At 41.6% G+C, this 20,782-nt stretch carries 24 protein-coding genes; 20 read left to right on the top strand and 4 right to left on the bottom strand.

All coding sequences use genetic code 11. The annotated features are described in order from the left end of the window. The first annotated feature begins 2 nt into the window (after positions 1-2). From GSR62_RS06310 to GSR62_RS06270, 9 genes are all read left to right on the top strand, one after another. Positions 3-317 (top strand): YbaB/EbfC family nucleoid-associated protein, encoded by a 315-nt coding sequence (locus GSR62_RS06310; protein ID WP_103050398.1) that lies wholly within the window; start codon positions 3-5, stop codon positions 315-317. Positions 318-337: 20 nt separating this feature from the next. Next, a complete protein-coding gene (gene recR, locus GSR62_RS06305; RefSeq protein ID WP_035447392.1) occupies positions 338-937 on the top strand; it encodes a recombination mediator RecR in 600 nt (199 codons plus the stop codon). A gap of 14 nt (positions 938-951) precedes the next feature. Next, positions 952-1,191 carry a YaaL family protein gene (locus GSR62_RS06300; protein ID WP_010689438.1) on the top strand — a complete coding sequence of 80 codons (240 nt, stop codon included), beginning with the start codon at positions 952-954 and terminating at the stop codon, positions 1,189-1,191. 124 nt (positions 1,192-1,315) lie between these two features. Continuing rightward, complete coding sequence (gene tmk, locus GSR62_RS06295) at positions 1,316-1,948, top strand: dTMP kinase (protein WP_010689437.1); 633 nt, start codon at positions 1,316-1,318, stop codon at positions 1,946-1,948. 10 nt (positions 1,949-1,958) lie between these two features. Continuing rightward, positions 1,959-2,282: a cyclic-di-AMP receptor gene (locus tag GSR62_RS06290; RefSeq protein ID WP_066024034.1), complete on the top strand. Its 324-nt coding sequence runs from the start codon at positions 1,959-1,961 to the stop codon at positions 2,280-2,282. 122 nt (positions 2,283-2,404) lie between these two features. After that, entirely contained in the window at positions 2,405-3,397 is a 993-nt protein-coding gene (gene holB / locus GSR62_RS06285; protein WP_066024033.1) for a DNA polymerase III subunit delta', read from the top strand. Between the two features lie 21 nt (positions 3,398-3,418). Further along, positions 3,419-3,769 carry a DNA replication initiation control protein YabA gene (locus GSR62_RS06280; RefSeq protein ID WP_010689434.1) on the top strand — a complete coding sequence of 117 codons (351 nt, stop codon included), beginning with the start codon at positions 3,419-3,421 and terminating at the stop codon, positions 3,767-3,769. After that, on the top strand, positions 3,769-4,650 hold the full coding sequence (gene rsmI / locus GSR62_RS06275; RefSeq protein WP_010689433.1) for a 16S rRNA (cytidine(1402)-2'-O)-methyltransferase: 882 nt from the start codon (positions 3,769-3,771) through the stop codon (positions 4,648-4,650). Before GSR62_RS06280 ends, rsmI begins: the two co-directional genes overlap by 1 nt. A gap of 14 nt (positions 4,651-4,664) precedes the next feature. Beyond that, entirely contained in the window at positions 4,665-5,405 is a 741-nt protein-coding gene (locus GSR62_RS06270; protein WP_066024032.1) for an acyl-[acyl-carrier-protein] thioesterase, read from the top strand. 62 nt (positions 5,406-5,467) lie between these two features. Here the strand turns inward: GSR62_RS06270 and GSR62_RS06265 are convergent, their stop codons facing one another. After that, on the bottom strand, positions 5,468-6,445 hold the full coding sequence (locus tag GSR62_RS06265) for an asparaginase (RefSeq protein WP_066024031.1): 978 nt from the start codon (positions 6,443-6,445) through the stop codon (positions 5,468-5,470). 204 nt (positions 6,446-6,649) lie between these two features. Here GSR62_RS06265 and tsaB point away from each other — a divergent pair, with 204 nt between their 5' ends. Genes tsaB through tsaD form a run of 3 tightly spaced genes read left to right on the top strand, consistent with a single transcriptional unit; the run spans position 6,650 to position 8,971 of the window. Then, the gene (gene tsaB / locus GSR62_RS06260; protein ID WP_066024030.1) at positions 6,650-7,375 is read left to right on the top strand and encodes a tRNA (adenosine(37)-N6)-threonylcarbamoyltransferase complex dimerization subunit type 1 TsaB; all 726 of its coding nucleotides are present in this window, start codon (positions 6,650-6,652) and stop codon (positions 7,373-7,375) included. Next, the gene (rimI, locus tag GSR62_RS06255; RefSeq protein WP_035447376.1) at positions 7,359-7,961 is read left to right on the top strand and encodes a ribosomal protein S18-alanine N-acetyltransferase; all 603 of its coding nucleotides are present in this window, start codon (positions 7,359-7,361) and stop codon (positions 7,959-7,961) included. Before tsaB ends, rimI begins: the two co-directional genes overlap by 17 nt. Then, positions 7,940-8,971 carry a tRNA (adenosine(37)-N6)-threonylcarbamoyltransferase complex transferase subunit TsaD gene (gene tsaD / locus GSR62_RS06250; protein ID WP_010689427.1) on the top strand — a complete coding sequence of 344 codons (1,032 nt, stop codon included), beginning with the start codon at positions 7,940-7,942 and terminating at the stop codon, positions 8,969-8,971. Before rimI ends, tsaD begins: the two co-directional genes overlap by 22 nt. Before the next feature lie 84 nt (positions 8,972-9,055). On the opposite strand, the gene GSR62_RS06245 is transcribed toward tsaD, so the two are convergent. After that, complete coding sequence (locus GSR62_RS06245; protein WP_066024029.1) at positions 9,056-11,014, bottom strand: ABC-F family ATP-binding cassette domain-containing protein; 1,959 nt, start codon at positions 11,012-11,014, stop codon at positions 9,056-9,058. A gap of 169 nt (positions 11,015-11,183) precedes the next feature. Here GSR62_RS06245 and GSR62_RS06240 point away from each other — a divergent pair, with 169 nt between their 5' ends. Further along, on the top strand, positions 11,184-11,813 hold the full coding sequence (locus GSR62_RS06240; RefSeq protein WP_035447368.1) for a redox-sensing transcriptional repressor Rex: 630 nt from the start codon (positions 11,184-11,186) through the stop codon (positions 11,811-11,813). Positions 11,814-11,851: 38 nt separating this feature from the next. On the opposite strand, the gene GSR62_RS06235 is transcribed toward GSR62_RS06240, so the two are convergent. Then, positions 11,852-12,490, bottom strand: coding sequence for a CPBP family intramembrane glutamic endopeptidase (locus tag GSR62_RS06235; protein WP_066024028.1), 639 nt, complete (start codon positions 12,488-12,490; stop codon positions 11,852-11,854). Between the two features lie 208 nt (positions 12,491-12,698). Between GSR62_RS06235 and groES the strand changes: the two genes are divergently transcribed. From groES to GSR62_RS06215, 4 genes are all read left to right on the top strand, one after another. Further along, positions 12,699-12,983, top strand: coding sequence for a co-chaperone GroES (gene groES, locus GSR62_RS06230; RefSeq protein WP_004048331.1), 285 nt, complete (start codon positions 12,699-12,701; stop codon positions 12,981-12,983). 46 nt (positions 12,984-13,029) lie between these two features. Further along, positions 13,030-14,646: a chaperonin GroEL gene (gene groL / locus GSR62_RS06225; protein WP_066024027.1), complete on the top strand. Its 1,617-nt coding sequence runs from the start codon at positions 13,030-13,032 to the stop codon at positions 14,644-14,646. A gap of 174 nt (positions 14,647-14,820) precedes the next feature. Further along, the gene (locus GSR62_RS06220) at positions 14,821-16,650 is read left to right on the top strand and encodes an APC family permease (RefSeq protein ID WP_035447361.1); all 1,830 of its coding nucleotides are present in this window, start codon (positions 14,821-14,823) and stop codon (positions 16,648-16,650) included. Positions 16,651-16,812: 162 nt separating this feature from the next. Further along, positions 16,813-17,907, top strand: a complete 1,095-nt coding sequence (locus GSR62_RS06215; RefSeq protein ID WP_035447358.1) for a glycosyltransferase family 4 protein — start codon at positions 16,813-16,815, stop codon at positions 17,905-17,907. Positions 17,908-17,952: 45 nt separating this feature from the next. Here GSR62_RS06215 and GSR62_RS06210 read toward each other — a convergent pair whose 3' ends face one another. Further along, a complete protein-coding gene (locus GSR62_RS06210) occupies positions 17,953-18,600 on the bottom strand; it encodes a YigZ family protein (RefSeq protein WP_066024026.1) in 648 nt (215 codons plus the stop codon). 153 nt (positions 18,601-18,753) lie between these two features. On the opposite strand from GSR62_RS06210, the gene GSR62_RS09545 reads away from it, so the two are divergent. The 3 genes from GSR62_RS09545 to GSR62_RS06200 all read left to right on the top strand — a co-directional run bounded on the left by GSR62_RS09545 (position 18,754) and on the right by GSR62_RS06200 (position 20,770). Beyond that, entirely contained in the window at positions 18,754-19,269 is a 516-nt protein-coding gene (locus GSR62_RS09545; RefSeq protein ID WP_225362237.1) for a DEAD/DEAH box helicase family protein, read from the top strand. A gap of 81 nt (positions 19,270-19,350) precedes the next feature. Further along, positions 19,351-20,100, top strand: coding sequence for a helicase-related protein (locus GSR62_RS09540; RefSeq protein WP_225361400.1), 750 nt, complete (start codon positions 19,351-19,353; stop codon positions 20,098-20,100). Further along, positions 20,081-20,770 (top strand): ComF family protein, encoded by a 690-nt coding sequence (locus GSR62_RS06200; RefSeq protein WP_225362236.1) that lies wholly within the window; start codon positions 20,081-20,083, stop codon positions 20,768-20,770. The genes GSR62_RS09540 and GSR62_RS06200 overlap by 20 nt, the downstream gene beginning before the upstream one ends. The last annotated feature ends 12 nt before the right edge of the window (positions 20,771-20,782 follow it).

The following is a 20,782-nucleotide window of genomic DNA, read 5'->3' as shown; positions in this document are numbered from 1 at the left end:
TTATTATGATGCGTGGAATGAACATGCAAGGTATGATGAAACAAATGCAAAAATTGCAAAAGCAAATGCAAAAGGATCAAGAAGAATTACATGCAACGATCTTTGAAGGTCATGCTTCTGATGATGCGGTAGTGGTTAAGTTCACTGGTGATCACAAGATGACTGATATTGCGATCAAAGAAGAAGCTGTCGATCCAGATGATGTTGATATGTTACAAGATCTAGTTATCATGGCTGTTAACGATGCGATGGCTAAGATCGATGACCAAACACAAAAGACAATGGGTAAATATTCCCGCAACATGCCTGGCTTTTAAGCGTGAAAGAAGGTTAGACGATGCAATATCCTGAACCGATCGCTAAGTTGATCGATAGTTATCTAAAGTTGCCAGGGATCGGTGAAAAGACCGCAACTCGCTTGGCATTTTTTACGATCGACATGGAGGAAAGCGATGTTGTTACTTTTTCTAAAGCACTGGTCGCCGCCAAAAAAGATCTCAGTTACTGCAGTATCTGTGGCAACATCACGGAAAATGATCCGTGTGTGATCTGTGCGGATAAGACCCGCGATCAAAGTCAAGTTATCGTAGTCGAGCAGGTCAAAGATGTGATGGCTTTGGAGAAAATGCAGGAATATCGTGGCTTATACCATGTTTTACATGGTGTTTTGTCGCCGATCGAAGGTAAAGGCCCTGAAGACATCAATATTACCAGCTTACTGCGACGTCTCCAGCAAAATAGCCAGATCAAAGAGGTCATTTTAGCGACTAATGCAACGCCTGAGGGTGAAGCAACGGCGATGTATATTTCGAAGTTGATCAAACCAGCTAATATCATGACGACCCGTTTAGCACACGGCTTAGCGGTCGGAAGTGATATTGAGTATGCTGATGAGATGACACTGTATAATGCGGTGAAAAACCGCCAAGAGATCTAGTTGGGGTGAAGTTGATGTTTAGAAGAAATAAGCAAAAACTTAGACGCTCTTTTAATGAATTATTATTAGAAGATATTGATCAAGCTAAGTTGGATTGGGATCAAGCCCGCCAAACTGCAGCTGCAGTCTATGATGTTGATGATGAATTGTTAGCTGAAGTGAGTCTAGCTCGTGCGAAGTATGAGTTTCTCTACCGTGAAGCTAAATATCGTCAGGTCAAGGGCCATATTCAAGCGTCAGTGATCAATTATTAAAAACTAGCCTGTCAAGCAGTCCGACTGAAGTGGCAGGCTTTTTCTTTTTGAAAAAATGGGGTCGTGGACAGCTGACAAATGTTACAGTACAATAAAATCAATAAATGAAAATGGGGTTTTACAAGTGAGCGGATTTTTTATTACCTTTGAAGGTACTGATGGATCAGGGAAAACTAGTGTCCTAAACGCGATCGAAGCTAAGTTAAAAGCTGCCAAGATCGATTATTTACGGACACGTGAACCGGGCGGTAATCGTATTTCAGAACAGATCCGAAATGTTATTTTAGATGAAAAATTCACTGAAATGGATGCGCGGACTGAAGCTTTATTATATGCGGCTGCACGGCGTCAGCATTTAGTTGAAACAGTGCTTCCGGCTTTAGAAGCGGGCAAGGTAGTCCTGTGTGATCGCTTTGTCGATAGTTCTTTGGTTTATCAAGGGGCTGGGCGCGGCATCGGAGTAGCTGAAGTCAAGCAGATGAACCAGTTTGCAACAGCTGGTCTAGAACCAGATCTGACCATTTATTTAGCGATCGAACCGAGTCTAGGGCTTGAGCGGATCAAAAAGAATCGGCAAGATGAAGTTAACCGCTTGGATAAAGAAGCACTATCGTTTTACGAGACTGTCTATCAAGCATATCAAAAACTCGCCGCTGAAAATGAGCGGATCGTGACGATCGATGCCAGCCAAAAACTGGCTGATGTGATAGCTGATGTTGAGCTAGTCTTAAGTAGTAAAATTCCCGTTAGAAACTAGGTGTTTTAAAATGAAAATGATCATTGCGATCGTCCAAGATAAGGATAGCAATAATTTGAGCAATGCTTTTGTTGAAGCTGATGTTAGAGCGACTAAGTTAGCAACGACCGGGGGCTTTCTACGGTCGGGCAATACGACTTTCATGATCGGGATCGAAGACGAACGGGTAGCTGAAGTTTTAGCGTTGATCAAGCATGCATCTTCTAAACGTGCGGAATATATCACGCCACCAGTGAATGTTGAAGGTCAAGTTGAGCGGACTTATCCGGTCGAGGTCGAAGTCGGTGGGGCCACCGTTTTCGTTTTACCGGTCGAACAGTTCTTTCATTTTTAAGCAGAGGTCAGTTAGAAAGAAAAAATGTGCAACTGATAACAAGAAATAAATTAAGAAGGGAAAACTATATTTTTTCTAGTCATCCAGTCTTGATGGCGCCACATTTGATATAGTTGAAGTTTATGGAACAGTCGATCATCGAGCTCCAACCACGTTTGACAAAGCATTTTGCCAAATTGGTGGACAATAAAAAATTGGCCCATGCTTATTTATTTTCTGGTCCACGTGGGACTGGCAAAAATAAGCTAGCTCATTGGGTCGCCCAAGCCGTTTTTTGCAAGCAAAAGCAAAACGGTCATCCATGCTTAAAGTGCAATGAGTGTCGGCGGATCGCCCAAAATAATCAGCCTGATGTGGTTGAGATCAAGCCAGAAGGGAATTCAATCAAAGTCGACCAGATCAGATATTTGAAAGCCGAATTCGTTAAGAGTGGGGTCGAGAGCAATCGGAAACTTTTTATCATTCAAAATGCTGAAAAGATGACGATCAGTGCTGCTAACAGTCTGTTGAAATTTTTAGAAGAACCAAGTGGCGATGTGACGGCCTTTTTATTGACAGATAGTGTAAACCAGATCTTGCCAACGATCATCTCACGGTGCCAGTTAGTCGAATTGTCTTCGTTGACATTGAAGAAATTAGTTGCAACGTTAGAGACTAAAGGGATCGGGGCAGATAAGGCTAATTTATTAGCACATTTGACTAATAGCCAAAAAGAAGCCCAAGAGCTTGATGGTGACGAAGATTTTAATAAATTACTCGTCAATGTTTGGGAATGGTTTAATCAAGTTTTACGAAATGATTGGCGGGCTTTTGTAGGGGTCCAGACCAAATTGATGCCGTATGCGACCGATAAAGCTAGCCAAGATCGGTTATTACAGTTGATAGTCTTATTAACACGTGATATTTTATTGTTAAAATATGGTAAAAATGAGGACGTTGCCTTTATAATGTATAGTAAAGAGCTCAATGAAAGAAATTTAAAAATTCCGGAAAATGGAGCTATCCGCGCCGTTGAAGCTGTCCTTTCGACTAAACGGCAACGAGCGGTCAATGTCTCATTTCAGAGTATCTTAGAGGCACTGACTTTGAATTTATGCAGTTGGTATCAAGCATGATAACAGGTTGAAGGTGATTTTGTGGATAAACGCGAATTATATGACAATTTTGAAAATATGGAAGAAATGTCACGTGATGTACAAGCGATGCTGGCGAGCGTGAAAGAAGAGATGACACGGATCATCGAGAAAAATGCAGAGTTAGAGATCGAAAATCAACATCTACGTGAAAGACTTCACGAATTAGAACAAAAGAAAACACAAGAGACAAGCAATGAAGAAGCGGGCCTCTCTAAGTCACGTAAGAATTTGGAAAAGCTTTATGAAGAAGGCTTCCATGTTTGTAATGTAGACAACATGTATGGCTCACGGCGGATAAATGATGAGCCGTGTGTCTTTTGTCAAGATGTTATCTATGGGGAGCGACATTAATGTCAATTAAGCAAAAGAGTAGTTTTAGAGAAAAAAATGAGCAAGGAACGTTATATTTGGTACCGACACCGATCGGGAACCTACAAGACATGACTTTTCGGGCACTTGAGATCTTAGAACAGGTTGATCTGATCTGTGCGGAAGATACGCGTAATACGATGCGCTTGTTGAACCATTTTGAGATCAAAACCCCGCAGATCAGCTTTCATGAGCATAATACGCAGGAACGGATCCCGTATTTGATCGAGAAACTTCAGGCGGGACAAGATCTAGCTCAAGTAAGTGATGCAGGGATGCCTTCGATCAGTGATCCAGGCCATGAATTAGTCAAAGCTTGTATCCAAGCTGACATTGCGGTCGTCCCACTGCCAGGAGCTAATGCAGCTTTGAGTGCTCTCATCGCTTCGGGGATAGCGCCTCAACCCTTTATGTTTTATGGCTTTTTACCCCGGAAGAAAAATGAGCAGCGTGAAGTTTTAGAGCAATTAGAACAACAAACTTGCGCACTGATCTTTTATGAAGCACCACATCGCTTGAAAAAGACCTTGCAGGCAATGCAAGCTGTTTTTGGCCCTGAGCGTGAGATCGCTTTGTGTCGCGAGTTGACTAAGCGTTATGAAGAGTTCTTACGCGGAACGTTGGCCGATGCGGTGGAATGGGCTACCAATGAAGAGATCCGGGGTGAATTTGTGCTCGTGGTCCAAGGCAATAGTGCCCCACGAGCTAAAAAAGCCGATCCTTTACTGGAGTTGCCATTAGCTGAGCAAGTAACGGCTTTGATAGCACAAAAACAGTTGAAGCCTAATGCAGCGATCAAAGAGGTCGCAAAATTAAATGGTTTGAAAAAACAGGATGTTTATAACGAATATCATCAATTATAAGGATAAATAAGACAATGGCAGAAAATTTATATCGCATGCCCCATCAGATCGTGTACTATGAAACGGACCCTACAGGTAAACTGAGTCTAGGAAAATTGGTCGATCTGATGATGTTAGCTTCCTATGCGCAAGGAAAAGATGTCGGGATGCCGGAAGAAAAGTTGAATGCGCAAGGTTATGGTTGGGTGATCACACAACACTTGCTTTCGATCACTCGCTTACCTAGACGTGATGAAAAAGTTGTGATCGAAACGAAAGCAACGGCCTATAATCGCTATTTTTGTTATCGGGATTTTTATCTTCGGGATGAACAAGGCGAATTGTTGGCTAAGATGCATACGGCTTTTGTATTGCTTGATCTCGAAACGCGAAAGATCACGCGGATAACCTCTGATGTGATCGCACCTTTTGGGCCTGAACCGATCAGATCGATCGAACGGTCAGCAAGTCCTAAGCGGTTAGAAGAAGTTATGTTAGCTAAAGATTATCGGGTGCGCTATTTTGATATCGATAGTAATCATCATGTCAATAATGTTCATTATATCGAATGGATGCTAGATGTTTTAGATAAAGATTTTTTAATGGAACACGAGCCGGTAGCTTTGAACATTAAATATGAACATGAATTGAATTATGGGCAAACCTGCACCAGTAAAGTGGAATTGCTTCGCTCAAAAGACGAGTTGACCACGTTACACGAGATCTATATGGCTGATGGAACTTTGAGTTGTAGTGCACAAGTGACTTGGAAATAATAAAAAATGAGAGTGTAAAAACATACGGTGTTGCGTATTGTTTTACACTCTCATTTTTTATATTAAGAAACAGCATCCGAAACAAAATCGGCTAGTTCAGCGCCACTTAGACCAGCGCTTAGCCCGACTAAGAGTTTGATCCGAGCCTTTTGTCCATTTAAACCGTGGCAGAAGGTAACGCCCATTTGTTTTAGTTGGACACCTCCACCAGGATAAGCATAAACATCTTGGGCGATCCCGTTGAAACTCCGGGATACAAGGACTACAGGGATCTTTTTGGCCAGTAATTTTTCGAGCACAGGCAAAACTCTAGGCGGAAGATTACCCGCACCCAAAGCTTCGATCACAACACCGTTAGTTTGGTTATTGAGCGCTATTTCAAGTAATTCTGGGTCCATCCCAGCATATGCTTTGAAAAGATAAACATGGTCGACCACGTGATCGATCAAAACACTGCGGTGGCGGAGCAATTTTTCAAAAAAACGCACTTCATCGCGCAAGATCAGCCCGATCGGACCAAAAGTCGGAGTTCTAAAGGTCGCAACATTAGTGGTATGGGTCTTAGTCACATAGCGAGCCGTGTGGATCTCATCATTCATGACCACTAAGACGCCCATGCCTTTAGCTTCAGGACTAGCAGCAGTCAAGATCGCGGTTTTGAAGTTGTACAAGCCATCAGAACCGATCTCATTAGCTGAACGCATCGCTCCGGTCAAGACGATCGGAAGTTTAAATGGGATAGTTAGATCGAGAAAATAAGCTATTTCTTCAAGCGTATCAGTCCCATGGGTGATCACGACCCCATCGATATTTTCATTCTCATAAGCTTTGATGATCCGTTGTTGCAAGACGAGCATATTAGCGGGATCCATATGGGGTGAGGGGATGTTGAAGATGTTTTCGATCACGAGTTCATACTCAGTCCCAAAAGGATTCTTAAATTGATTGAGGGGATTTTCTTTTCCGGGAGCGACCGCACCGTTTTCGTCTTCTGACATTGCGATCGTACCACCAGTGTGCAAAATAAGAATTTTTTTCATTTTGCATCTTCCTTTCTAGGTGTACCAGTAGCGCTAGTGGTACACAAAATTAGCAAAATACCGTTTTTTTATTATAACGATTAAACCAATGAATGTCGATAGGCTGTCTAATTGAAATAAAAGCTTTTTTCTGTAATGATTTATGTTAAGATATTCATTGTGATTTTAAGTAATAAGATTAGATAAAAGGAAGTTAGCTGCAAGATGAAGATATTAGCCTTGGATACTTCAAATCGTCCTCTGAGCGTGGCGGTTTTAGAAGATGACACGTTATTAGCAGAAACAACGCTCAATATGGCGCGAAAGCACAGTACGACTTTGATGCCGATCATTTCTGAAATGCTCAAAAAGTCAGATACAACACCACAAGATCTCGATCGGATCGTTGTTTCTGCCGGACCGGGTTCATACACGGGACTTCGGATCGGAGTGACGGCAGCTAAGACATTAGCATTTACTTTGAATAAAGAGTTAGTCGGGGTCTCAAGCTTAGAGCTTTTGGCGACTAATTGTCAAAATGATACGAATGAACTTTTAGTACCGATCTTTGATGCGCGTCGCGAAAATATTTTTGCTGGTGTTTATCAAAATAAGGCAGATAAATTAGTGGAAGTTTTACCAGATCAGCATCTCTCAGTCGTTGAGTTATGCGAATTTTTAAAGGATAAAAAAGCTTGCTTGATCGGAGCGGATGCTAAGGTTTATCGTGAACGCTTTGAAGAACTGCTTACAGCTGGTAATTATCGCCTTAGTGCGCCTAAAGATGATTATCCGAGTGCTTATTTGTTAGGACTTTTGGGTAAAGAGCGTCCTGTAGCGGATACTTTGACATTTGTACCACATTATTTACGTTTGACACAAGCAGAAGTACAATGGATGGAAAAACACCCTGGAAAGGATCAAGCGGATTCTTATGTTGAAAAAGTATAAAGATAAACTTTTGGTGTTGCTAAAACCAGTACAAGCGACCCCTAATTTAGATTTTGGTTGTCATAATGTAGTTGTTGAGGACAAAAATTATTTGATGTGTCGTGCGATCGTACCTGATATTGCTGAAATGCTTGAGATCGAAAGTTCGGTATATGCTGGGCATCAGCCTTGGAGCTATGGAGATTTTGAAAAACATATTCAAAATAAATTGACTTCGCTTTACATCGTTGTGCGTTACGAAGATCGCATGGTAGCTTTTGCCGGGTGTGATCTTGCTTATGGACCTAATGAAGCGCATGTGACTAATATTGCAGTTTTACCCGAATATCAACATCAAGGGTTAGGGCTGATGATGTTAGAGACTTTGCAGATCGAAGCTAAAAAATACGGGTGTCGTCGTTTGAGCTTAGATGTCAGACGGAGCAATTTAGAAGCCCAAGCACTATATCGGCGAGCTGGCTTTAAAGAAGTAGCTGTCAAAAATGCTTATTACAAAGATGAAGATGGGCTAGAATATAGCTATAACTTGGTAAACAGAAATTTAAAAAAGAGAGTTGAAAAAGGATGGAAAAAAATCGGAATTTGATCTTGGCTTTTGAATCAAGCTGTGATGAGACAAGCGTTGCGGTGATCGAAAATGGAAATAAGATCCTCTCAAATATCGTTGCAACCCAGATCAAGAGCCACAAGCGTTTCGGGGGTGTCGTTCCCGAAGTTGCTAGTCGCCACCACATCGAACAGATAACTTTATGCATTGCGGATGCCTTAGAACAAGCTGCAGTGACCTATGCTGACTTGGATGCTGTAGCGGTGACTTATGGTCCAGGCTTAGTGGGTTCATTATTAGTCGGGGTCACAGCCGCTAAGATGATCGCTTTTGCGCACGATCTTCCCTTGATCCCGGTCAATCATATGGCAGGACATATCTATGCTGCCAATTTTGCCGGTGAGATCCAATTTCCAGCCTTAGCATTACTTGTCTCAGGTGGACATACGGAATTAGTCTACCTGGCCGGACCAAATGACTTTAAGATCATCGGCGAGACACGGGATGATGCAGCAGGTGAAGCATATGATAAGGTCGGACGTGTTTTAGGTTTGGCGTATCCAGCCGGAAAAGAGATCGATGAATTAGCGCATAAGGGGAAAGACACTTTTGCTTTCCCACGAGCAATGGAAAAAGAAGATAACTATGACTTTAGTTTTAGTGGCTTAAAGAGTGCCTTTATCAATACGGTCCATCATGCTGATCAAGTAGGGGAAACCTTAGATAAAGCTGACTTAGCTGCTAGTTTCCAACAAAGTGTCGTCGATGTTTTAGCACAAAAAACAGTTCGCGCACTGGAAAATTATCCGGTCAAACAATTGATCTTGGCTGGTGGTGTAGCAGCTAATCAAGGCCTACGTGATCGTTTAGATGAAGAGTTGAAACGCTTTGAAGACGTTGAATTATTAAAAGCACCTTTGAAACTCTGTGGTGATAATGCCGCGATGATCGGAGCAGCTGGTTATGCGGCTTACAATGATAAGATATTTGCTAACTTAGATCTAAATGCTGATCCAAGTTTAGAATTTGATTGGTTAGAAGAAGCTTAGATAGGATAAATAAAGCGGGGCCCCCTATGATTTTGCATCGTAGTGGGCCCCGCGTTATTTTTTAGGAGTTATCGGCACTGTGCTCTAGTTTTCACTGTTGAAATTTTCCAGTTCCATGCTGCTGTTTTCCCAGTCTGTTTCGGCTTGGGCTAATTGAGCTGTGATCGTTTCGAGCTGTGCTTGTAATTTTGCCATCTTATCGAGATCGTTGAAGTTTTCTGGTAATGCCATCGCTTGTTCTAGTTCAGTTTTATTTTCATCGAGTTCTTCAACTTTAGCTTCTAATTCTGCGACCTTACGTGTAAGTTTGCGTTCCATTTTTTGATGCTCTTTACTTTGAGCATAGCTTTGTTTTCCCGCGGAGATCTCTTTTTTAGTTACGACTTCAGGCTGTGTTGCTTTGGCCTTGGCTTCAGCTAACTCAGCTTGTTCTTCTTTTTTAGCTACATAATAGTCATAATCACCTAAATAAAGTGTGCTACCAGTTGGAGCGATCTCTAAGACGCTAGTGGCGACTTTGTTGATGAAATAACGGTCGTGTGAGACTAAGAGGATCGTGCCGTCAAATTCTTTGATAGCTTGCTCTAAGACTTCCTTACTGTCGATGTCTAAATGGTTAGTCGGCTCGTCTAGAATTAGGAAATTATCGTGTTTCATCGCAAGTTTTGTCAGTAATAACCGTGCTTTTTCGCCCCCAGATAGACTGTGGACCATCTTCTTGACATCGTCGCCACTGAAAAGAAAACTCCCTAAGATCGAACGAATATCTTTTTCAGGTGTCGTTGGATGATCATCCCAAAGCTCATTTAAGACCGTTTTTTGGGGGTGAAGATTATGTTGCTCTTGGTCATAGTAACCGGGATGGACGTTGGTACCAAACGTAGCTTTTCCTTTGATGAAAGGCTGTTTACCCAGAATACTTTTTAACAAGGTCGATTTACCGATCCCATTTGATCCTACGACTGCAAAGATTTGGCGTTTGCGCAGTTCAAAGTTGATCGGTTCGGCAATGATCTGACCTTCATAGCCGATCGCACCGTCACTAACGGTCAAAACGACATTGCCACTTTCATGCTCGGCTTTGAAGCGAAAATGCATATTTTTTTCGGGACCTTCAGGGCGATCGAGCCGGTCCATTTTTTCGAGCTGTTTACGTTTACTTTGCGCACGTTTAGTTGTCGAAGCCCGCACGAGATTTTTGTTGACGAAATCTTCGAGTTTATGGATCTCAGTTTGTTGTTTTTCGTAGTTCTTCCACGCTAACTGCGCTCTTTTTTCACGTTCAACGATATAATTGGAATAATTTCCTTTGTAGTAGTGAGCTTTACCGTGCGTGATCTCGTAAACTTCATTGACGATCTTATCTAGAAAGTAGCGGTCATGCGAAACGATCAAGAGTGCGCCTTGATAATTTTGGATATAACCTTCTAACCAAGTTAAAGTTTCGATATCTAAGTGGTTAGTCGGTTCGTCCAAGATCAAAAGATCGCGTTTTTCCAAAAGTAATTTAGCCAAGGCCAGGCGAGTCTTTTGGCCTCCAGAAAGTGAGGCGATCGGACGGTCATGATCTTCAGGATAAAAATGGAAACCGTGTAAAACAGAGCGGATCTCATTTTCATAACCATAGCCGTTTTGCTCTTTAAAATCATGTAATAGTTGATCATAGCGACTTAGCAATTGTTGATAAGCTTTTGAGGCATGATCTGCATTTGGATCAGCGATCTGAGCTTCTAATTTATGGAGATTTTGTTCCGTTTGGCGTAATTTATCAAAGACGCTGAGCATTTCTTCATAGATCGTTTTATCAGATTCAAGCCCGGTATTTTGGGCAAGATAGCCCATTGTTAGGCCTTTTTTAGTTACGATCTGGCCTTCATCAGGAGCTTGTTCACCGATGATCATTTTTAAAAGTGTCGATTTACCGGCACCATTTTTTCCGACCAAAGCGATACGGGAGTGCTCCTGAATATCAAGATCGATATTTTCAAACAAGACATCCGCCCCAAAATGGCGCGCGACTTGTTGTGCTTGTAATAAAATCATTTTTTCACCTACTTGAGTAATTAGTCGTTTCACAAAGTTAAAAAATTAAAACTGCGCTAAAACAGTAATTATTAGTTATATTGTGAATTAATTTACAATTTTTTAATTTTTTTAGTACAGTTGTTATGCTAAAATTTATCATATTGAGTAATCTGAGAGGAGAAACTAGATGGTGACCCCAAATATTCCTAAGGCAACGGCAAAACGTTTGCCGATCTATTACCGCTATCTCAATATTTTAGCGGATGCTGGTAAGGAGCATGTCTCTTCGACTGAATTAGCTGAAGCTGTTAAGATCGATCCAGCAACGATCCGACGTGATCTCTCATATTTTGGTGCTTTAGGCAAGCGTGGCTATGGTTATGATATCGCCAGCTTACAAGCATTTTTCAAAAAAACACTACGTCAAGATAAATTAAATAATGTAGCTTTGATCGGGGTGGGTAATCTAGGCCACGCCCTATTGAATTATAACTTTCACAAGAGCAATAACGCGCGGATCAGTGCGGCTTTTGATATTGACCCTAAGATCACGGGATTGATCCAAAGTGGGATCCCAGTTTATCCGATGGAAGATATGCAAGAGCAACTGCAATTGCAACAAATAGAGATCGCGATCCTGACTGTTCCAGCTGATAAAGCTCAGGCCGTGACGGATGAATTAGTTGCAGCTGGGATCAAGGGGATCTTGAACTTTACCCCATTGCGGATCACGGTCCCTAAAGATGTTCGCGTCCAAAATGTTGATCTGACTAATGAATTGCAGACTTTGATCTATTTTTTACAATACTTTGAATAACTATGAAAAAGGATGTGTGGTGCACACATCCTTTTTTGTTACCAAGCACTTAAAATAATAAGCAAATTCATTAAACTATGGGCTAAGATCGGAATGCATAAACGGCCTGTTCTAGCATATAGCAAGCAAAGCACTAGTCCGATCCCGGCATAAGTCAAATAATGTCCGTCTTGATGAGCCAAACTAAAGAGTAGACTCGAGGCCAGTGCCGCACCGATCGGGTCGATCACAGAGCCAAGATCAGCAAACAAGACTTTGCGAAAAACAAATTCTTCCATGATCGGTGCAAAGATGACGATGTTTACTAAATAATATGGATATTTGGCAAGGACTGTCAAAAGATAACCGGTATTAGCTGAATAACTAGGCTGTCCAAGAAATTTGATCTCGATATACGAACTGAGCCATTGCAACAAAACGAGCGCTAGTGTACCAAAAATAATGTAATAGATTTCTTGGCGAAGTGCAAGCTTTTTTGGGGTGCGCAAAAAACGATCCTTGAAAGGAAACTCGTGCGCTAAGTAGAGCAGCGTCCCGCAACCGATGAGATTCAAAACGGTCACGGCTGGATAATACCAAGCATTTTTGAAGATCACCCATAATAAAGGCGCCAAAGTCATTGTGCTACAATAGATACTTAAGATGACAAGTGAATTTAACTGTAACTGTTTTTTCATCGATAAAGGTCCTAACTATAAAGTTTCAATAGTTAGATTATATGTTTTTAACGCTATTTATTCAAACTAATTTCAAAAATATTTTAGCACTCTTAAGGTGCGAGTGATAAAATGCTTGCAATTTAAAAGTAAAGTTAGTATAGTAATAGTTGTAATCGATTAGCACTCAAGTTGTTAGAGTGCTAAAAAGAATTTGGAGGGATATAACGTGCTTAAACCATTAGGAGATCGCGTAATTTTAGAGGTCGAAAAAGAAGAAGAAAAAACTGTGGGTGGGATCGTCTTAGCCGGCGGTGCTAAAGAAAAACCACAAACAGCTAAAGTTGTTGCTGTTGGTACGGGACGTATCCTTGATGATGGCAAGAAATTAGAAATGACACTTAAAGTCGGCGATGTTGTCGTTTTTGACAAGTACGCCGGTGCTCAAGTTGAATTTGAAGGTCAAGAATATTTAGTAATGCACGAAAAAGATATTCTTGCCGTTGTGGAATAAATATATAAGTAAACATTGAACTTAATTCGTATGAGGTGAATTAGAAATGGCAAAAGAAATCAAGTTTTCAGAAGATGCACGCGCAAAGATGCTTGCTGGTGTAGATAAGTTAGCTGATACTGTAAAATCAACGATCGGTCCTAAGGGACGTAATGTTGTTTTGGAACAATCATACGGTACTCCAACGATCACAAATGATGGGGTAACGATCGCTAAGGCAATCGAATTAGAAGATCATTTTGAAAATATGGGTGCTAAGCTAGTAGCCGAAGTAGCTTCAAAGACTAATGATATTGCGGGTGACGGTACCACAACAGCTACTGTTTTGACACAATCGATCGTTAACGAAGGAATGAAAAATGTGACTGCTGGTGCTAATCCAGTAGGTATCCGTCGTGGTATCGAGTTGGCTACTAAAGCTGCAGTAGATGCTTTGCACAAGATGTCACATAAAGTTGAATCTAAGAGCGATATTGCTCAGATCGCATCTATTTCTTCGGCTAATGAAGAAGTTGGTAAATTGATAGCTGATGCCATGGAAAAGGTCGGTAACGACGGTGTGATCACGATCGAAGAATCTAAAGGGATCGATACTTCATTAGATGTTGTTGAAGGTATGCAATTTGATCGTGGTTACCTTTCTCAATACATGGTAACTGACAATGACAAGATGGAAGCAGATCTTGAAAATCCATACATTTTGGTAACTGATAAGAAGATCTCTAACATCCAAGAAGTTTTGCCATTGTTACAATCCATCGTTGAACAAGGTCGTCCATTGTTGATCATTGCTGACGATGTTGATGGTGAAGCCTTGCCAACACTTGTTTTGAACAAGATCCGTGGGACATTCAACGTGGTAGCTGTTAAAGCTCCAGGTTTTGGTGATCGTCGTAAAGAAATGTTACAAGATATCGCTGTTTTAACTGGTGCAACTGTGATCACAGATGATCTTGGTCTCCAATTGAAGGACACGACCTTAGATCAATTAGGGACAGCTGGTCGTGTAACAGTTACAAAAGAAAACACAACGATCGTCGAAGGCGCTGGCGATAAAGCACAGATCGCTGAACGTGTTGAACAACTCAAAAAACAGATCGCTGAAACGACTTCTGAATTTGATAAAGAAAAACTCCAAGAACGTTTGGCTAAATTAGCTGGTGGGGTAGCCGTTATCAAAGTCGGGGCTGCTACTGAAACTGAATTAAAAGAACGCAAATACCGGATCGAAGACGCTTTGAATGCTACACGTGCAGCGGTCGAAGAAGGCTTTGTTCCTGGTGGTGGTACAGCTTTGATCGATGTGATCGATGATGTCGCTGCTTTGAGTGAAGCTGGCGATGTACAAACAGGTATCAACATCGTTAAACGTGCGCTTGAAGAACCAGTTCGTCAAATCGCGATCAATGCTGGTAAAGAAGGTTCTGTGATCGTTGAAAAACTTAAAGAACAAAAAGCCGGTATCGGTTATAACGCTGCTACTGATGAATGGGTCGATATGATCGAAGCTGGTATCGTTGACCCAACTAAGGTAACTCGTTCAGCACTACAAAATGCGGCTTCTGTCTCAGCGTTATTGTTGACAACTGAAGCAGTTGTGGCTGATAAGCCAGAAGAAAACAATGATGTAGCTACTCAAATGCCACAAGGGCCAATGATGTAAGCAAGTTAAATCAAAATTTTTTGAAGCATCCTAAAATTTTAGGGTGCTTTTTTTGTGAGATTGGTGTAAAATTCAACTGTTACTCTTTGAAGTGACCTAGGAATTTTGAATTTAAAATCTAATCAGCCAGTAGCTATCAAAATGGCTAACTAGCTAAAAGGGGTTTTTCTGTTTATGTATCGATATTTAAAGAGATTATTGATCGGACAACCGCTAAAAACTGCTGAAGAAAGTGGGCAGTCTTTGACTAAATTCAAAGCTTTGGCCTTACTTTCCTCGGATGCGTTGTCATCAGTGGCATACGGGACAGAGCAGATCACAACAGCATTATTTATTTTATCGGCTGCTGCGACCTGGTATGCATTACCAGCTGCTGGGATCGTGTTACTCTTATTGTTTGCGATCACGATGTCGTATCGTCAGATCATCAATGCTTATCCTTCTGGGGGCGGTGCTTATGTAGTTGCGACCAAAAACTGGGGGACGAGCGCAGGCTTAGTTGCTGGTGGATCACTTTTAGTTGATTATATGTTGACTGTGGCTGTTTCAGTTACATCTGGGACAGAAGCTATTACCTCAGCGATCCCAAGTTTACAAGCACACAGCGTTTTTATCTCGGTCGTGATCGTCTTATTTATTATGACGTTGAATTTACGTGGGATGCGTGAATCGGCTTCATTTTTGACGATCCCAGTGTACTTTTTTGTGATCATGATCGTTTCGATGGTCGCTTTGGGTTTGTTTAATATCGCAACGGGTAAGATCCAATATTCAGCCGCAGCTCATATTGGTGATGCGGTACCAGGGATGTCGTTATTGCTGTTTTTAAAAGCTTTTTCAGCGGGTTCATCTTCATTGACTGGGGTAGAAGCCATCAGTAATGCAGTTCCTAATTTTAAAGAGCCTAAAAAGCGCAATGCGGCGAATACCTTGGCGATCATGTCATTGATTTTAGCGGTCTTCTTTAGTGGGATCACCTTTTTGAGTTATTATCTAGGTGTTTTACCTGATCCTAAACAAACGGTGCTTTCTCAGATCGCAGGTGCCGTTTTTGGTCACGGTATTTTCTACTACTTACTGCAATTGTCAACGGCCATGATCTTGGCGGTGGCTGCCAATACTGGCTTTTCGGCCTTTCCGATCTTAGCCTATAACTTGGCCAAGGATAAATTTATGCCTCATATGTTTATGGATAAAGGCGATCGTTTAGGCTATTCTAATGGGATCATTGCATTAGCGATCGGGGCGATCGTATTGATCTTTATCTTCAACGGCCAGACTAATTTATTGATCCCATTGTATGCGGTCGGGGTCTTCGTACCGTTTACGCTCTCACAAGCAGGGATGTTGATCCATTGGAAACGCCACAAGGGCAAACATTGGATCTTAAATTCTTGTTTTAACCTATTGGGGGCAGTGATCTCCTTTGCTTTAGTGGTCTTTTTATTCTGGTTACACTTTGACAATGTTTGGCCATATTTGATCATTATGCCGGTACTGCTCTTTGGTTTTTACAAGATCCATAGTCATTATGTTACTGTAGCGGCGCAATTGCGTTTAAGTGAAGAACAACAATTGCATGATTATTCTGGTTCAACGGTCATCGTGCTAGTTAGCTCGGTCACACACGTAACGACTGGGGCGATCAACTATGCACGTTCGATCAGTGATAATGTGATTGCAATGCATGTTTCGTTTGATACTAATCCTAAAAAAGAACACGAAACGGCACAGGAATTCAAAATGGCGTTTCCAGATGTTCGCTTTGTCGATCTGCATTCTTCATATCGGTCGGTTGTGCCCCCAGTTTTGCGCTTTTGCGATGTGATCGCTAAGGATGCTAAACAGCGCAATTACTCGTTGACGGTCTTGGTACCGCAGTTTGTACCGAAGAAACCTTGGCAAAATATCTTGCATAATCAAACGAGCTTACGTTTGCGGTCAGCTTTAGGAGCCCACGAAAATATTATCGTGTCGACTTATAGCTACCACTTGAAAAAATAGAATATCGGGGTCGTGGAGATTGCTTCACGGCCCTTTTTTAATTTTTCTCACGCAAAAAATGACCCATTCGCTGGTTTATGGTAAAATGATACTTGAATTATAGGCTTTTTAGCTGATAATGAATTCTCAACATTTGAGAATTTGATGGAAAGAGGACGCTATATGTACAAAATCCTTGCGTCGTTGTTAGCAACATTTGTCCTAGCTTTAGTGCTGACTCCATTGGTCCGGCGCCTATCTTTTCGAGTCGGAGCAGTTGATAATCCCAATGCCCGGCGAGTTAATCGGGTGCCGATGCCGACTATGGGGGGCTTAGCCATTTTTGTTGCATTTAATACGACAAATTTCTTTTTATTACGCGATCAATATCCCTTAAAACAATTAGTTGCGTTATTATTGGCGCAAAGCTTGATCATCATGACGGGAATGATCGATGATATTTTTGAATTAAAACCGCGCCAAAAAGTTTTAGGGATCACACTGGCAGCATTGGTAGTTTATTTTATTGCTAATATCAAAATGACGACTTTGACGCTACCGTTTCTTGGAGTCGTTTCTCTAGGCTGGTTTAGTTTACCGATAACTTTGATCTGGATCTTAGGGATCACTAACGCTGTCAATTTGATCGATGGCTTGGATGGTCTGGCTACAGGTGTCGCGATCATTGCGCTTTCGACTAGTGCACTGACGGGATATTTCTTCTTGAACGTGACGTCGACATTTATTTCGATCATGATGGCGACCTTGGTAGCTGCTTTATTGGGCTTTTTACCGTATAATTTTCATCCTGCTAAGATCTATTTGGGGGATACTGGTTCGCTGTTTATCGGCTTTATGATCTCTGTCTTCTCGCTTTATGGTTTGAAGAATGCAACTTTTATCACGTTGATCATCCCGGTGATCATTTTAGGAGTACCGATCACGGATACTTTATATGCGATCTTACGTCGACTCTTGAATAAAAAGCCGATCTCACAAGCCGATAAGCATCACTTGCACCATCGCTTGATGCAGATGGGATTGACCCACCGCCAGACAGTGTTGGTGATCTATGGGATCGCATTGATCTTTTCGTTTATCTCATTGCTATACCCCTTGTCCAATTTATGGGGTTCGATCTTACTGACGGTTGCAACATTATTTGGTTTAGAACTATTTGTTGAAGCGATCGGCTTGGTTGGAGATACACGCCAGCCTTTATTGAATGGGATCAAACATTTAGTTTTGAAAGTCAGTCGTTTATTTGAACATAAATGAATTACATAAAAAATACGCCATCCCAGATCAAGGATGGCGTATTTTTTAGGCTTGATGGGGATCAAAATTGATCTCGTGATAGCGATTTTCCCCAACGGTGATCGTTACGCGACCATTCAGTAAGTCGGTGATCTTAGTTGCTAATTCATCAGCCAGATCCATATCGACAGCGATCACGACCTCGACTTCTTCGGTGTAGTTCGTCGCCAAGGTAAATACGGGCTGACTTTCCAGATAATTTTGTAGCTTGCCTAATAATGGGTAGCTGACTTTTAGTGAAAGTTCAGTTTGGACGACGCGTTTGACGATCCCTAATTCTTTTAGGGCTTGGGCAACGGCGCCACCATAAGCACGGATCAAGCCACCGGTTCCTAGTTTGATCCCACCGAAGTAGCGTGTCACTACGGCGCAAACATTATGCACTTGATTTTTCTTAAGCACATCCAACATAGGTACGCCAGCAGTCCCAGAGGGTTCACCATTGTCACTTTCCCGTTGGATCTCGTCGTTTAGGCCTAAAGTGTAGGCAAAACAGTTATGAGTAGCCTTGCGATGTTTGGTTTTGATCTCCTCGATAAAGGCTCGAGCTTCTTCTTCGGTTTCAGTTCGTTTGATATTACAGATGAATTGTGATTTTTTGATCACGATCTCGATCACACCATCTTGTTTTAAGGTAAGATATGGTTTATCCAAGTAAAATATAGCTATATTGTGAAATCAAAAGGCTATAGCTTCCCCCTTAAAGAGTTATTCTTTTAGTAGCTTCACAGACCTTACTACTATTATTTTTGAAACTCACAAATAATTTTACGCCTAGTTTGCGTATCTTATAAGTGAGGTGAAAAAATGGAAAAAACATTGAATTTGTTGATGGGTCGTCAAGTAAGTAGTCCACAGCTCCAAGCTCTAGGTGTAGCCTTAGATTCAACTGAGTTCAAACAACGGCCAGCTGTCATCATAAAAAAAGGACGCTTATTTTGTCAACGCTGTGGTTTTCAGGCGCCAAGAACAGATTATGCGCTACCAGATAAGAGTTATTATTGTCCTGCTTGCTTAGCGTGGGGGCGCTTGACGACGACCATGTCACTTTATAGTATACCCGAAGCCAACGATTTTAAAAAGTATTCCCAAGATCTGTTGGAGAAAAAGCCAAGGTTATCTTTGTGGCAGAAAAAGGCTGCCAAAGAATTATTGCAAACGGTCAAACGCAAACAAGAACGGCTATTATGGGCGGTAACTGGAGCAGGGAAGACCGAAATGCTATTTGAAGCACTAAATTTTGCGTTATTAAACCAGCAGCGGGTCTGTTTGGCAACACCGCGGGTCGATGTTTGTAACGAATTATATCCGCGTTTGTGCTAGGCATTCCCTAAAGTCAAAAGCAGTTTATTGTATCAAAATAGTGGTCAAGAATATACCTACACCCAGTTAGTAGTGTGCACAGTGCATCAATTATTGCGGTTTTATCACGCATTCGATCTATTGGTGATCGATGAAGTCGATGCTTTTCCTTATGTTAATGACCATCAATTGCATTATGCCGTCGCGAATGCTAAAAAAATAAATTCGAGTACGCTATATCTGACGGCGACCCCTGATCGTTATTTAAAACAACAGATCCACCAAGAAAAGCTAGCGGTGACTTGTCTACCGCTGCGTTATCATCGGCATTTATTACCCGAAATAACATTGGTCAAGCTTTACTTCCCCAAACAAAAAATTGAAGCAAGGATCAAAAGATATCTCGCCAAGTGGATAAAAAATAAAACACCTTTTCTAGTGTTTGTGCCCCAGATCGCCTTACTAAAGCCAATTTTGGAAGAGTTACAGCATTTTTGGCCTGCGATAAAGGGGGAATGTGTTTCGGCTCTTGATCCTGACCGACTGCAAAAAGTCAAAAATTTGCGCACTGGGAGCGATCGCTATTTAGTAACGACTACTATCCTTGAACGTGGAATCACGATCGCTCGTTTGAATGTCATGGTATTGCAAGCCGATGCGCCGATCTTTTCTGAGACGGTCTTAGTTCAGATCGCGGGCCGTGTTGGCAGAGATAAAGACTATCCAACAGGAGATGTGATCTTGGCTTATCAGGAAATGACATCGGCTTTACGCGCAGCTAAAAAACAGATCAAGCTTTTGAATAAAAAGGCTACGCAGTTGTTAAAAAATGATGAAGTGTCTACTTTGTAACGCTACATTAGCGTTTGATTTTTCATGGCGCTGGTTTTTTAGCTTCCAAGCTTTTGAAACTGTACCGATCTGCGAAAAGTGCCATCAAAAGTTTATTGCGATCGCTGAGAAAACGAGTTGTCCGGGCTGTGGGCGTAAACAAACCCAGCGCAAATTGTGCCAAGATTGTCTTCGCTGGCGCAATTTGCAAAAAGAATTATTGTACAACAAGGCCTTTTACGTCTATGCCGAACCTAATATGCGTGCGTACTTTGAAGCTTATAAATTTCAAGGGGACTACCGTTTGCACCAAATATTTGCCAAAACATTGCAAGCTTACTGTAAGAAGTATTTACGCCGGGGATGGTCAATAGTCGTGATCCCTGTAGATGAACAAACCTTAGCTACCCGAGGCTTTGATCAAGTTGTTGGTTTTTTACCAGATATACCCAAGAAAATGTATCTATATCATTTAAAAAAATTTGGCCGTTGTCCGCAGTCGCATAAATCACGACAAGAGAGACTGGCAACGCCGCAACCTTTTGGCTATCAAGGCCCAGCTGATCTAGAACGTAAAAATATTTTGTTAGTAGATGATATTTATACGACAGGTAGTACCTTATATCATGCGCGTGAATTGTTGTTGGCCCATAATTGTGGCTGTGTACGCTCAGTGACACTAGCCCGTTAATATATAAAATTT

The sequence above is a fragment of the Ligilactobacillus animalis genome (genome assembly GCF_009933595.1).
Taxonomy (GTDB): domain Bacteria; phylum Bacillota; class Bacilli; order Lactobacillales; family Lactobacillaceae; genus Ligilactobacillus; species Ligilactobacillus animalis.
The sequence above is the reverse complement of the archived record's forward strand: the minus strand, read 5'-3'. Positions and strand labels throughout refer to the sequence as shown.

Excerpts from the sequence above, each read along its gene's own strand:
- recR (WP_035447392.1), top strand. The coding sequence starts at position 338 with ATGCAATATCCTGAACCGATCGCTAAGTTGATCGATAGTTATCTAAAG.
- GSR62_RS06300 (WP_010689438.1), top strand. The coding sequence starts at position 952 with ATGTTTAGAAGAAATAAGCAAAAACTTAGACGCTCTTTTAATGAATTA.
- GSR62_RS06290 (WP_066024034.1), top strand. The coding sequence starts at position 1,959 with ATGAAAATGATCATTGCGATCGTCCAAGATAAGGATAGCAATAATTTG.
- holB (WP_066024033.1), top strand. The coding sequence starts at position 2,405 with ATGGAACAGTCGATCATCGAGCTCCAACCACGTTTGACAAAGCATTTT.
- rsmI (WP_010689433.1), top strand. The coding sequence starts at position 3,769 with ATGTCAATTAAGCAAAAGAGTAGTTTTAGAGAAAAAAATGAGCAAGGA.
- GSR62_RS06270 (WP_066024032.1), top strand. The coding sequence starts at position 4,665 with ATGGCAGAAAATTTATATCGCATGCCCCATCAGATCGTGTACTATGAA.
- GSR62_RS06265 (WP_066024031.1), bottom strand. The coding sequence starts at position 6,445 with ATGAAAAAAATTCTTATTTTGCACACTGGTGGTACGATCGCAATGTCA.
- tsaB (WP_066024030.1), top strand. The coding sequence starts at position 6,650 with ATGAAGATATTAGCCTTGGATACTTCAAATCGTCCTCTGAGCGTGGCG.
- rimI (WP_035447376.1), top strand. The coding sequence starts at position 7,359 with ATGTTGAAAAAGTATAAAGATAAACTTTTGGTGTTGCTAAAACCAGTA.
- tsaD (WP_010689427.1), top strand. The coding sequence starts at position 7,940 with ATGGAAAAAAATCGGAATTTGATCTTGGCTTTTGAATCAAGCTGTGAT.
- GSR62_RS06245 (WP_066024029.1), bottom strand. The coding sequence starts at position 11,014 with ATGATTTTATTACAAGCACAACAAGTCGCGCGCCATTTTGGGGCGGAT.
- GSR62_RS06240 (WP_035447368.1), top strand. The coding sequence starts at position 11,184 with ATGGTGACCCCAAATATTCCTAAGGCAACGGCAAAACGTTTGCCGATC.
- GSR62_RS06235 (WP_066024028.1), bottom strand. The coding sequence starts at position 12,490 with ATGAAAAAACAGTTACAGTTAAATTCACTTGTCATCTTAAGTATCTAT.
- groL (WP_066024027.1), top strand. The coding sequence starts at position 13,030 with ATGGCAAAAGAAATCAAGTTTTCAGAAGATGCACGCGCAAAGATGCTT.
- GSR62_RS06220 (WP_035447361.1), top strand. The coding sequence starts at position 14,821 with ATGTATCGATATTTAAAGAGATTATTGATCGGACAACCGCTAAAAACT.
- GSR62_RS06215 (WP_035447358.1), top strand. The coding sequence starts at position 16,813 with ATGTACAAAATCCTTGCGTCGTTGTTAGCAACATTTGTCCTAGCTTTA.
- GSR62_RS09545 (WP_225362237.1), top strand. The coding sequence starts at position 18,754 with ATGGAAAAAACATTGAATTTGTTGATGGGTCGTCAAGTAAGTAGTCCA.
- GSR62_RS06200 (WP_225362236.1), top strand. The coding sequence starts at position 20,081 with ATGAAGTGTCTACTTTGTAACGCTACATTAGCGTTTGATTTTTCATGG.